Annotated in this window: 10 protein-coding genes; all 10 read right to left on the bottom strand. The window is 61.4% G+C overall.

Features of this window, described 5'->3' with window-relative positions; all coding sequences use genetic code 11:
* Positions 1-2: 2 nt before the first annotated feature.
* Positions 3-506 carry an NADH-quinone oxidoreductase subunit J gene (gene nuoJ / locus BB029_RS17120; RefSeq protein WP_003174726.1) on the bottom strand — a complete coding sequence of 168 codons (504 nt, stop codon included), beginning with the start codon at positions 504-506 and terminating at the stop codon, positions 3-5.
* 9 nt (positions 507-515) lie between these two features.
* Positions 516-1064, bottom strand: coding sequence for an NADH-quinone oxidoreductase subunit NuoI (gene nuoI, locus BB029_RS17115; protein ID WP_003174725.1), 549 nt, complete (start codon positions 1062-1064; stop codon positions 516-518).
* 11 nt (positions 1065-1075) lie between these two features.
* A complete protein-coding gene (gene nuoH / locus BB029_RS17110) occupies positions 1076-2083 on the bottom strand; it encodes an NADH-quinone oxidoreductase subunit NuoH (RefSeq protein ID WP_017137518.1) in 1008 nt (335 codons plus the stop codon).
* The gene (gene nuoG, locus BB029_RS17105; protein WP_065940071.1) at positions 2080-4794 is read right to left on the bottom strand and encodes an NADH-quinone oxidoreductase subunit NuoG; all 2715 of its coding nucleotides are present in this window, start codon (positions 4792-4794) and stop codon (positions 2080-2082) included. The genes nuoH and nuoG overlap by 4 nt, the downstream gene beginning before the upstream one ends.
* A 135-nt stretch (positions 4795-4929) precedes the next feature.
* Entirely contained in the window at positions 4930-6285 is a 1356-nt protein-coding gene (gene nuoF / locus BB029_RS17100) for an NADH-quinone oxidoreductase subunit NuoF (RefSeq protein WP_027606325.1), read from the bottom strand.
* Positions 6282-6779 carry an NADH-quinone oxidoreductase subunit NuoE gene (gene nuoE / locus BB029_RS17095; protein ID WP_010566874.1) on the bottom strand — a complete coding sequence of 166 codons (498 nt, stop codon included), beginning with the start codon at positions 6777-6779 and terminating at the stop codon, positions 6282-6284. The genes nuoF and nuoE overlap by 4 nt, the downstream gene beginning before the upstream one ends.
* 2 nt (positions 6780-6781) lie before the next feature.
* Positions 6782-8566, bottom strand: coding sequence for an NADH-quinone oxidoreductase subunit C/D (nuoC, locus tag BB029_RS17090; protein ID WP_065940070.1), 1785 nt, complete (start codon positions 8564-8566; stop codon positions 6782-6784).
* A gap of 72 nt (positions 8567-8638) precedes the next feature.
* Entirely contained in the window at positions 8639-9313 is a 675-nt protein-coding gene (locus tag BB029_RS17085) for an NADH-quinone oxidoreductase subunit B family protein (protein WP_003174719.1), read from the bottom strand.
* A 10-nt stretch (positions 9314-9323) separates the two neighbouring features.
* Positions 9324-9737 (bottom strand): NADH-quinone oxidoreductase subunit A, encoded by a 414-nt coding sequence (locus tag BB029_RS17080; protein WP_003219575.1) that lies wholly within the window; start codon positions 9735-9737, stop codon positions 9324-9326.
* A 593-nt stretch (positions 9738-10330) separates the two neighbouring features.
* A complete protein-coding gene (gene aceA / locus BB029_RS17075; RefSeq protein ID WP_003219577.1) occupies positions 10331-11656 on the bottom strand; it encodes an isocitrate lyase in 1326 nt (441 codons plus the stop codon).
* Positions 11657-11996 lie beyond the last annotated feature (340 nt).

Genomic DNA, 11996 nt, shown 5'->3' with positions numbered 1-11996 from the left:
CGTCATTGCTCCTTGGCTTCGTTGCGGCCCAAGTGGAAGGCGGTGATGGCTGCGGCGAGCAGCAGCATCGAAGCCAGTTCGACCACCAGCAGGTACGGGCCGAACAGGCTGATGCCCACGGCTTTCGCGTCCACGGTGGTATGGCCGATGGCCTGGCCGCTCTGGTGAGCGAACAGCACATACAGCAGTTCACCCAGCAGCAGCGCTGCGAGGACAACCGGGCCGAGCCAGATGCCGGGCTTGAGCCAGACGCGTTCCTGGGCGACCGAGGCCGGCCCGAGGTTGAGCATCATCACCACAAACACGAACAGCACCATGATGGCGCCGGCGTAGGCGATCACTTCCAGCACACCGGCAAACGGCGCGCCGAGGCTGAAGAAGGTCATGGCCACGGCGATCAGCGAAATGATCAGGTAGAGCAGGGCGTGCACGGGGTTGGTGTTGGTGATCACGCGAAGCGTGGACACAACCGCGATACCCGATGCGAAATAGAAAGCGAATTCCATCTTTCTTCCTTAAGGCAGCAAGCTCTTCACGTTGATCGGCTCGGCTTCGTTTTGTGCGGCGCCTTTCGGCTTACCGGCAACGGCCATACCTGCAACACGATAGAAGTTGTAATCAGGGTTTTTACCGGGACCAGAGATCAAAAGATCTTCTTTCTCGTACACCAGGTCCTGACGTTTGAACTCGGCCATCTCGAAATCCGGTGTGAGCTGGATCGCGGTGGTCGGGCAAGCTTCCTCGCAGAGGCCGCAGAAAATGCAGCGCGAGAAGTTGATGCGGAAGAAGTCCGGGTACCAGCGACCGTCTTCGGTTTCAGCTTTCTGCAGGGAGATGCAACCCACCGGGCACGCCACGGCGCACAGGTTGCAGGCTACGCAACGCTCTTCGCCATCGGGGTCGCGGGTCAGCACGATGCGGCCGCGATAGCGCGGCGGCAGGTACACCGCTTCTTCCGGGTATTGCAGGGTGTCGCGTTTACGGAAGCCATGACCGAACACCATCACCAGGCTTCGCAACTGGGTACCGGTACCCTTAACGATGTCGCCAATATATTTGAACATGGGTCAAATCCTCACTGAACCGCGCCCGCTGGCGTGTTCAACAACACAACGGCAGCAGTCACCAGCAAATTGATCAGGGTCAGCGGCAGGCAGAAGCGCCAGCTGAAATCCATCACCTGGTCGTATCGTGGACGCGGAATGGAAGCGCGCAGCAGGATAAACAGCATGATGAAGAACGCGGTCTTCAGGAAGAACCAGAAGAACGCCAGCTGTGGCAGGATGCCGAACGGACCGTGCCAGCCGCCGAAGAACAGCGTGACCAGCAGGGCCGAGATCAAGATGATGCCGATGTATTCACCGACGAAGAACATGCCCCATTTCATGCCGGCGTATTCAATGTGGTAACCGTCGGCCAGTTCCTGTTCCGCTTCCGGCTGGTCGAACGGGTGACGGTGGGTCACGGCGACGCCGGCGATGAAGAAGGTACAGAAGCCGAAGAACTGCGGAATGATGAACCACAGGTTCTGCGCCTGGTACTCGACGATGTCGCGCATGTTGAACGAGCCGACCTGCACCACGATGCCCATCAGCGCGAGGCCCATGAACACTTCGTAGGACACGGTCTGGGCCGAGGCCCGCAGGCTGCCCAGCAGGGCGAACTTGTTGTTGCTCGACCAGCCGGCGAACAGCACCGCGTAGACCGACAGGCCGGCCATGGCGAAGAAGAACAGCAGGCCGATGTTCAGGTCCGCCACGCCCCAGGTCGGGGTGATCGGGATGATCGCGAAGGCGATCAGCAAGGCGCTCATGGCCACGACCGGTGCCAGGGTGAAGATCACCTTGTCGGCAAACGGCGGGGTCCAGTCTTCCTTGAAGAACATCTTCAGCATGTCGGCGGCGATCTGGAACATACCGAACGGGCCAACGCGGTTCGGACCGTAACGGTCCTGCCACCAGCCCAGCAGGCGACGTTCGACGAAGCTGAGCAGGGCGCCCGCGACGACCACGGCCAACAGGATCACGATGGCCTTGACGACCGAGATGATCACGTCGATCACTTCAGGGGTGAACCAGGTCATTGCGCTGCCTCCTGCAGACCGTCAACGGTTTTGCCGAAGATCGCCGGCGGAATGCCGGCGAGGCCTTTAGGCAGGGCAACCAGGCCGGCACCCAGCTCTTCGTTGATACGCAGCGGCAGACGCAGGGTCTGGCCGGCCACGGTCACGCTGAGCAGGGCGCCGTCGTTGACGCCCAGGCGGTCGGCTTCGGACTTGGCCACGGACACGTAGGCTTCGGGAATGCGCTCTTGTACCGGCGCGGCCTTGGAAGAGGTCTCTTCGCTGCCGAACAGGTGGAAGAACGGCACAACCTGCCAGGTGCCCTGGGCCGGGTTGAACGGACGCGGCACCGCAGCGAACCAGTTCAGCGCGTCGCCCTGGGTTTCGATCAGGCGGGTGCCCGGGTCGCCGGCGCGGATGTGACCACCGACTTCGTCCTGGAACTTGTTCCAGGCCTGTGGCGAGTTCCAGCCCGGCGACCAGGCAAACGGCACCTGCTGACGTGGCTCGACCGAACCCGAGTAACCTTCCATGGAGAAGGCGAATGCGGTGTCGTTGTCTTGCGGGGTACGCGGTTCGTGCACGCTGATGTCGGCGCGCATGGCGGTACGACCGGAATAACGCAGCGGCTCACGGGCGAGCTTCATGCCCTTGATGCGGAACGCGGCGGACGGTGCGGCGTCGACGATACGCGCCAGCTGCGGCGCGCTCGCGGCGGCTGCGGCGGTGACGTGGTCGAGCTGGGTCCAGTCGATCGGCTGGTTCAGCAGGGTCGCGCGCAGGGCATGCAGCCAGCGCCAGCCTTCGTGAACCAGGATGCTGGCGTCCATGTACTTCGGATCGAACACCTGGAAGAAGCGCTGGGCACGACCTTCCTGGCTGACCAGGGTGCCGTCGCCTTCGGCGAAGGTGGCGGCCGGCAGTACCAGGTCGGCGCGATCGCTGGTGGCGGTCTTCTGGTGGTCGGCGACGATCAGGACCTTGGCGGCATTCAGCGCAGCGTCAACCTTGGCGGCGTCGGTGCGGGTGTACAGGTCGTTTTCCAGCACCACGATCGCATCGGCGGTGCCGTCGATCACGGTTTGCAGGGCCGCGTCCAGGGACTCGCCACCGAGCATGGCCAGGCCGAGGCTGTTGGCTTCCGGCACCACCAGGCTGATGGAACCGTTCTTGTCGCGCAGCTTCAAGGCTTTGGCGATGTTGGCGGCGGCTTCGATCAAGGCCTTGGAACCCAGCGAGGTACCGGCAATGATCAATGGACGCTTGGCTGCCAGCAAGGCATCGGCAATGCGTTGGGCCAGTTCGGCGGCTTCAGTGTCCAGGCCTTCGACTGCCGGTGCGCTGGCGTCGAGGGCGTGGGCCACGGCGAAACCGATGCGGGCCAGGTCGTCCGGTGCGGCGTGGACGCATTCTTCGGCGATGTCGTCGAGCTTGGTTTCCGCCAGGCTGGCGATAAACAGCGGGTTCAGCGCGTGCTGGCCGATGTTTTTCACCGCAGCGTCGAGCCAAGGCTGGACGCGCATGGCGTCGGCCATGTCTTCGGCCTTGCCTTTGACCGACTGACGCAGGGACAGCGCGATGCGCGCGGCGGTCTGGGTCAGGTCTTCACCGAGCACGAAGATGGCATCGTGGTCTTCGATGTCGCGCATGTTCGGCACCGGGAGCGGGCTGTCGTTCAGCACCTGCAGGACCAGGCGGATGCGCTCCAGCTCACCGGCTTCGATACCGGAGTAGAAGTGCTCGGCACCCACCAGCTCGCGCAACGCGTAGTTGCTTTCGAGGCTGGCGCGGGGCGAGCCGATACCGACGATGTTGCGGCCGCGCAGCAGGTCGGCGGCTTTGTCCAGCGCCGCGTCCAGGCTCAGCTTGGCGCCATCGGCCAGCAGTGGCTGGCGTGGGCGGTCTTCGCGGTTGACGTAGCCATAGCCGAAACGGCCACGGTCGCACAGGAAGTACTGGTTGACCGAACCGTTGAAGCGGTTTTCGATGCGACGCAGTTCGCCGTAGCGCTCGCCCGGGGAGATGTTGCAACCGCTCGAGCAGCCATGGCAGATGCTTGGCGAGAACTGCATGTCCCACTTGCGGTTGTAGCGCTCGGAGTGGGTCTTGTCGGTGAACACACCGGTCGGGCAGACCTCGGTGAGGTTGCCGGAGAACTCGCTTTCGAGCACGCCGTCTTCAACGCGACCGAAGTACACGTTGTCGTGGGCGCCGAATACGCCGAGGTCGGTGCCGCCGGCGTAGTCCTTATAGAAGCGTACGCAGCGGTAGCAGGCGATGCAGCGGTTCATTTCGTGGGAAATGAACGGGCCCAGCTGCTGGTTCTGGTGGGTACGCTTGGTGAAGCGATAGCGGCGCTCGTTGTGGCCGGTCATCACCGTCATGTCTTGCAGGTGGCAGTGACCGCCTTCCTCACAGACCGGGCAGTCGTGGGGGTGGTTGGTCATCAGCCATTCGACAACGCTGGCGCGGAACGCCTTGGATTCTTCATCGTCGATGGAGATCCAGGTGTTGTCGGTGGCTGGGGTCATGCAGGACATGACGATACGACCACGGGTGTCGTTTTCGTCGGTGTACTGCTTGACCGCACACTGGCGACAGGCACCGACGCTACCAAGCGCGGGGTGCCAGCAGAAATACGGGATGTCGAGGCCGAGCGACAGACACGCCTGTAACAGGTTGTCCGCCCCATCGACTTCGAGCGCTTTGCCGTCTACGTGGATAGTGGCCATGGTTCAAAGTTCTTCGTTGGCCCGTTGTCAGCGGGCGTGGCTAATGGAATCTTGTTATTCATGTGCATCTACACAGCCTTCACGGCGTCAGCACATGAGCAGGCGAAGGGCACGGACCCTTCGCCTGTTTAAGCGTTACGCGCCGACTACGATCGGCCTTGCCAGAGGCGGGACGGCGGCGCTGGTGGGCGCGATGCCGGCTTCGAACTCCGAGCGGAAGTATTTGATTGCGCTGCCCAATGGCTCCACGGCGCCCGGTGCGTGAGCACAGAAGGTCTTGCCTGGGCCGAGGAAACCGACCAGGCCCAGCAGGGTTTCGATATCACCCTCGCGGCCTTCGCCGTTTTCCAGGGCCATCAGCAGCTTGACGCTCCACGGCAGGCCGTCGCGGCATGGGGTGCAGAAGCCGCAGGATTCACGGGCAAAGAACTGCTCCATGTTGCGCAGCAGCGAGACCATGTTCACGGTGTTGTCCACCGCCATCGCCAGGCCGGTACCCATCCGGGTGCCCACCTTGCCGATGCCGCCGGCATACATCTGTGCGTCGAGGTGCTCGGGGAGCAGGAAGCCGGTGCCGGCGCCGCCTGGCTGCCAGGCCTTGAGGGTGTAGCCGTCGCGCATGCCGCCGGCGTAGTCCTCGAACAGCTCGCGTGCGGTCACGCCGAACGGCAGCTCCCACAGGCCAGGGTTCTTGACCTTGCCGGAGAAGCCCATGAGCTTGGTGCCCATGTCTTCGCTGCCTTCGCGGGCCAACGATTTGTACCAGTCCACGCCGTCGGCGATGATCGCCGGCACGTTGCACAGGGTCTCGACGTTGTTCACGCAGGTCGGCTTGCCCCACACGCCCACGGCGGCAGGGAAGGGCGGCTTGGAGCGCGGGTTGGCGCGGCGGCCTTCGAGGGAGTTGATCAGTGCGGTTTCTTCGCCGCAGATGTAACGCCCGGCGCCGGTGTGCACGAACAGTTCGAAGTCAAAGCCCGAACCGAGGATGTTCTTGCCCAGCAGGCCTGCGGCCTTGGCTTCTGCCACGGCACGGTTGAGGTGCTTGGCGGCGGTGGTGTATTCGCCGCGCAGGAAGATGTAGCCACGGTAGGTTTTCAGCGCGCGGGCGCTGATCAGCATGCCTTCGATCAGCAGATGGGGCAGTTGCTCCATCAGCATGCGGTCTTTCCAGGTGTTGGGTTCCATTTCATCCGCGTTGCACAGCAGGTAGCGGATGTTGATGGATTCGTCTTTGGGCATCAGGCCCCACTTAACACCGGTGGGGAAGCCTGCACCGCCGCGACCCTTGAGGCCGGCGTCCTTCACGGTCTGGACGATGTCGTCCTGGGCCATGTCGGCGAAGGCCTTGCGCGCAGCGGCGTAGCCGTTCTTGGCCTGGTACTCGTCAAGCCATACCGGCTCGCCGTCGTCACGCAGGCGCCAGGTCAGCGGGTGGGTCTCGGCCGAACGCTTGATCAGGTTGGCCGGGCCGAAGGAAGTCAGGGTCATGGGTAGCCCTCGAGCAATTGGGTCACGCCAGCAGGCTGCACGTCACCGAATGTGTCGTCGTCGATCATCAACGCCGGCGCCTTGTCGCAGTTGCCCAGGCAGCACACCGGCAGCAGCGTGAAGCGGCCGTCCGGGGTGGTCTGGCCGAGGCCGATGCCCAGCTTGGCCTGGATCTCGCTGACCACTGATTCGTGGCCACCGATGTAGCAGACCATGCTGTCGCACACGCGAATGATGTGGCGGCCGACCGGCTGGCGGAAGATCTGGCTGTAGAACGTCGCCACGCCTTCAACGTCGCTGGCGGGAATGCCGAGGATCTCGCCGATGGCGTAGAGGGCGCCGTCCGGCACCCAGCCACGTTCCTTCTGGACGATCTTCAAGGCTTCGATCGACGCCGCGCGCGGGTCTTCGTAGTGATGCAGCTCGTGCTCGATGGCCGAGCGCTCGGTTTCACTCAAGGTGAAACGGTCTGTCTGGATAAGCGTGCTGTTCATGCTTAGCGGTCCACGTCGGCCATAACGAAATCGATACTACCCAGGTACGCAATCAAGTCCGCGACCATCTCGCCTTTGATCACCGAAGGGATCTGCTGCAAGTGGGCGAAGCTTGGGGTACGTATCCGGGTGCGGTAGCTCATGGTGCCGCCATCGCTCGTCAGGTAATAACTGTTGATACCCTTGGTCGCTTCGATCATCTGGAAGGATTCGTTGGCCGGCATTACCGGGCCCCACGAAACCTGCAGGAAGTGCGTGATCAGGGTTTCGATGTGCTGCAGCGTGCGCTCTTTCGGCGGCGGCGTGGTCAGCGGGTGATCCGCCTTGTACGGGCCGGCCGGCATGTTGCGCATGCACTGCTCGATGATCTTCAGGCTCTGGCGCATTTCTTCGACGCGCACGATGCAACGGTCGTAGGCATCGCCATTGGCGGCCAGCGGTACTTCGAACTCGAAGTTTTCGTAGCCCGAGTACGGACGCGCCTTGCGCAGGTCGAAATCGCAACCGGTGGAACGCAGGCCGGCACCGGTGACGCCCCATTCCAGGGCTTCCTTGGTGTTGTACTGGGCGACGCCGATGGTACGGCCCTTGAGGATGCTGTTGTCCAACGCAGCCTTCTGGTATTCGTCCAGGCGCTTGGGCATCCAGTCGATGAATTCCTTGACCAGGCGTTCCCAGCCATTCGGCAGGTCGTGGGCGACGCCGCCGATGCGGTACCAGGCCGGGTGCAGGCGGAAACCGGTGATGGCTTCGATGACCTTGTAGGCGCGCTGACGGTCGGTGAAGGTGAAGAACACCGGGGTCATGGCGCCGACGTCCTGGATATAGGTACCCAGGAACAGCAGGTGGCTGGTGATCCGGAAGAACTCGGCCATCATGATGCGGATGGTGTCGACGCGGTCCGGGACCTTGATGCCGGCCAGCTTCTCGACCGAGAGCACGTACGGCAGGTTGTTCATCACGCCGCCGAGGTAGTCGATACGGTCGGTGTACGGGATGAAGCTGTGCCACGACTGACGCTCGGCCATCTTCTCGGCACCACGGTGGTGGTAGCCGATGTCCGGTACGCAGTCGACGATTTCTTCGCCGTCCAGTTGCAGGATGATGCGGAAGGCACCGTGGGCCGAAGGGTGGTTCGGGCCCAGGTTGAGGAACATGTAGTCCTCGTTGGTGCCGGAGCGCTTCATGCCCCAGTCCTCCGGACGGAAGCGCGCGGCCTCTTCTTCAAGCTGCTGCTTGGCGAGGTTGAGGCTGAACGGGTCGAATTCGGTGGCGCGGGCAGGGAAGTCCTTGCGCAGCGGGTGACCTTCCCACGTTGGCGGCATCATGATGCGCGTCAGGTGCGGGTGGCCCGGGAAGTCGATACCGAACATGTCCCAGACTTCGCGCTCGTACCAGCTGGCGTTCGGCCAGATACCGGTCACGGTCGGCACGCTCAGGTCGCTCTCGGACAGTGCGACCTTGATCATCACGTCGCTGTTACGTTCGATCGACAGCAAGTGATAGAACACGGTGAAATCGGCGCCGCTCGGCAGGCCCTGGCGCTTGGTGCGCAGGCGCTCGTCCACGCCATGCAGGTCATAGAGCATGACGTACGGCTTGGGCAGGTTGCGCAGGAAGGTCAGGACTTCGACGAGCCTGGTACGCGCCACCCACAGCACCGGCATACCGGTGCGTGTGGCCTGGGCGGTGAAGGCGTCAGGGCCAAAACGGTTATTGAGTTCGACGACCACATCCTGGTCGTCTGCCTTATAAGGCGGGATGTACAGAGCACTGCCTGTAGTCATGGTTTTTTATCGCTTTCGGTCAACGTAAAGAATGAAGCCAGGTTTTCGTTCTATAAAAGAAGCGGTGCTGGATCAGACTTCGTCGGGGCTGCGCAGGTTGGTGACTGCGATTCGCTGTTCGCGGCGCTGTTCCTTTTGCGACGGCATCTCGGCGCGGTACACGCCTTGATCGCCGACGACCCAGGAAAGCGGGCGACGCTCCTTGCCAATCGATTCCTGCAACAGCATCAAGCCTTGCAGGAATGCTTCGGGGCGGGGCGGGCAGCCAGGCACGTAGACGTCCACGGGCAGGAACTTGTCCACCCCCTGAACCACGGAGTAGATGTCGTACATGCCACCGGAGTTGGCGCACGAACCCATGGAGATAACCCACTTCGGCTCGAGCATTTGCTCGTAGAGACGCTGAATGATCGGCGCCATCTTGATAAAGCAGGTACCGGCGATAACCATGAAATCCGCCTGGCGCGGTGATGCCCGGATAACTTCGGCGCCAAAGCGCGCGATGTCGTGGGGCGCCGTGAAGGCGGTGGTCATTTCCACGTAGCAGCACGAAAGGCCGAAGTTGTACGGCCACAGGGAGTTCTTACGTCCCCAGTTGACCGCGCCACTCAGCACGTCTTCGAGCTTGCCCATGTAGATGTTCTTGTGGACTTGGTCTTCTAACGGATCGGAAACGGTTTCCCGTTCGCCGATGGGGTACTGCTCGTTAGGAGCATCCGGGTCGATCCTGGTGAGATTGTATTGCATCGCCAAAGCCTCATTGTTTCAGCTTCGCTTGCCGCTTACGACGAGCTTCCGGAGCCCAGTCAAGGGCGCCCACTCGAAATAGGTAGACAAGGCCTGCCAACAGAATTGCTATGAAAACGAGGGCTTCGACGAATCCGGTCCAGCCGCTTTCGCGGACGGACACAGACCAGGCAAAGAGAAAGAGGGCTTCGATGTCGAAGATCACGAAGAGCATCGCGACCAGATAGAATTTGGCTGAGAGCCGCAAGCGGGCGCCACCTGTAGGCAGCATGCCGGATTCGAACGGTTCATTCTTGCTGCGGCCCCAGGCTTTTGACCCGAGGAGGCTGGACACACCGAGCATGAAGGCGCAAAGGCCGACAACACCGAGGAGGAAAATGGCAAAGCCCCAGTTGTGGGCCATGAGTCCTGTCGCTTCGGTCATGCTGGAAATCCTTAACAGAGAGCAAAGGTCTCTGAGCTCGAAAAAGTAACGATGCAGTGACGATATGTCGCACTGCAATCAATCGCGGTGATTTTATGGCTAAACACCGGGCAAGTAAAATTCCTAGGGCGAAATTATTCGATGGAATAAGCACATAGTGCACCTTCTTGGGGCTGTAGCCCTTGCGGGGCGGGCATTAGCGGGCATTTGATCAAATGTGTTTTGTTTAACCTGTAACGAAGTTTTTAGACTCTAAATGATAATGAATATTGTTTGCGTGGGGTTTAAGCGATTGTTTCTCATACAGCGGAGTAAGTTGCCGTTACTTGCCTGATTAGCGCGAGTTGTTGGAGCGGATCTTTTAACTGATTTATCTGCTGCGAATACCGCTCTGGATCAAGGTTTTGTACAAAATCTTCAGGTTGCGAGGGTTCCTCATGTGGGAGGGGTTGCCTCCTCCAACATTTGGCTTTGGTGAGTCAGCGTGATGTGTACCGGCAAAAAAAACGCCCCGAACCAGTCGGGGCGTGATTGTCGTGCGGCACTGCGGTTAGCTCTTTAACGGGTCCGCCGTGGCCGTGTACTCACATCGATCAGTGGAACTGCTCTTCTTCGGTCGAACCGGTCAGCGCGGTCACGGACGAGGTGCCGCCCTGGATCACGGTGGTCATGTCGTCGAAGTAGCCGGTGCCGACTTCCTGCTGGTGGGCCACAAAGGTGTAGCCCTTGGCGGCGTCAGCGAATTCCTGTTCCTGCAGCTTCACGTAGGCAGTCATGTCGTTGCGGGCGTAGTCGTGCGCCAGGTTGAACATGCTGTGCCACATGTTGTGAATGCCGGCCAGGGTGATGAACTGGTGCTTGTAGCCCATGGCGGACAGTTCGCGCTGGAACTTGGCGATGGTCGCGTCGTCCAGGTTCTTTTTCCAGTTGAAGGAAGGCGAGCAGTTGTAGGACAGCAGCTGGTCCGGGTATTCCTTCTTGATCGCTTCGGCAAAGCGGCGGGCTTCGTCCAGGTCCGGCTTGGCGGTTTCGCACCAGATCAGGTCGGCGTACGGCGCGTAGGCCAGGCCGCGGGCGATGGCCTGGTCGAGACCGGCGCGCACTTTGTAGAAACCTTCCTGGGTACGTTCGCCCGTCACGAACGGCTGGTCGTACGGGTCGCAGTCCGAAGTCAGCAGGTCTGCAGCGTTGGCATCGGTACGGGCCAGGATGATGGTCGGCGTGCCGGCAACGTCAGCCGCCAGGCGGGCAGCGGTCAGCTTCTGTACGGCTTCCTGGGTCGGTACCAGTACCTTGCCGCCCATGTGGCCGCATTTCTTCACCGAAGCCAGTTGGTCTTCGAAGTGCACGCCGGCCGCGCCAGCCTCGATCATGCTCTTCATCAGCTCATAGGCGTTCAGTACGCCGCCGAAACCGGCTTCGGCGTCGGCCACGATGGGCGCGAAGTAGTCGATGTAGCCTTCATCACCCGGGCCTTTACCGGCTTTCCACTGGATCTGGTCGGCACGACGGAACGAGTTGTTGATGCGCTTGACCACGGTCGGCACGGAGTCCACCGGGTACAGCGATTGGTCGGGGTACATGGATTCAGCGGAGTTGTTGTCCGCTGCCACTTGCCAGCCGGACAGGTAGATTGCCTGGATACCGGCTTTCACCTGTTGGACTGCCTGGCCGCCAGTGAGGGCGCCCATGCAGTTGACGAAATCTTTCTCGGGGCGGAAGGACGGCTTGGCACCTTGGGTGACCAGCTTCCACAGCTTCTCGGCGCCGAGTTTTGCAAAGGTGTGCTCAGGTTGAACCGAGCCACGCAGGCGGACGACGTCAGCAGCGGAATAAGCGCGGGTTACGCCTTTCCAGCGTGGGTTTTCAGCCCAGTCTTTCTCGAGGGCTGCAATTTGCTGTTCGCGTGTCAGTGCCATGGGGGAAAACCTCGTCGCATAGGTCTAGGTGGAAAATTCCATTTGCCAGCCACGTAGTGAATGCGTGGTTATGGCTGCTCGCTGACCAGAAGCTCAGGTGTTCAAGTCAAGTTCGGCGGGGCAGGCGACGGGATGAACGATGGCTCAAGGGGGAGTTGAGCAGGTAAGGGCGAACTGCGAACGGTCTTCGGGCATCGTGGGCCTTTGTACGATTCATCAGTGTGTAGCCGGGTTACCTGGTTAGCTTCCGTCCCTCGGGACAACTTCGTTCCAGTCGCAACCTCGTCAAACACACCTTGTGGGCGGTACAGACACGAATCGGCTCGGGTGGGTAGCTTGG

Source organism: Pseudomonas sp. S3E12, assembly GCF_001702295.1.
In the GTDB taxonomy this organism is placed as follows: Bacteria; Pseudomonadota; Gammaproteobacteria; order Pseudomonadales; family Pseudomonadaceae; genus Aquipseudomonas; species Aquipseudomonas marginalis.
The sequence above is the reverse complement of the archived record's forward strand: the minus strand, read 5'-3'. Positions and strand labels throughout refer to the sequence as shown.

Excerpts from the sequence above, each read along its gene's own strand:
- nuoJ (WP_003174726.1), bottom strand. The coding sequence starts at position 506 with ATGGAATTCGCTTTCTATTTCGCATCGGGTATCGCGGTTGTGTCCACG.
- nuoI (WP_003174725.1), bottom strand. The coding sequence starts at position 1,064 with ATGTTCAAATATATTGGCGACATCGTTAAGGGTACCGGTACCCAGTTG.
- nuoH (WP_017137518.1), bottom strand. The coding sequence starts at position 2,083 with ATGACCTGGTTCACCCCTGAAGTGATCGACGTGATCATCTCGGTCGTC.
- nuoG (WP_065940071.1), bottom strand. The coding sequence starts at position 4,794 with ATGGCCACTATCCACGTAGACGGCAAAGCGCTCGAAGTCGATGGGGCG.
- nuoF (WP_027606325.1), bottom strand. The coding sequence starts at position 6,285 with ATGACCCTGACTTCCTTCGGCCCGGCCAACCTGATCAAGCGTTCGGCC.
- nuoE (WP_010566874.1), bottom strand. The coding sequence starts at position 6,779 with ATGAACAGCACGCTTATCCAGACAGACCGTTTCACCTTGAGTGAAACC.
- nuoC (WP_065940070.1), bottom strand. The coding sequence starts at position 8,566 with ATGACTACAGGCAGTGCTCTGTACATCCCGCCTTATAAGGCAGACGAC.
- BB029_RS17085 (WP_003174719.1), bottom strand. The coding sequence starts at position 9,313 with ATGCAATACAATCTCACCAGGATCGACCCGGATGCTCCTAACGAGCAG.
- BB029_RS17080 (WP_003219575.1), bottom strand. The coding sequence starts at position 9,737 with ATGACCGAAGCGACAGGACTCATGGCCCACAACTGGGGCTTTGCCATT.
- aceA (WP_003219577.1), bottom strand. The coding sequence starts at position 11,656 with ATGGCACTGACACGCGAACAGCAAATTGCAGCCCTCGAGAAAGACTGG.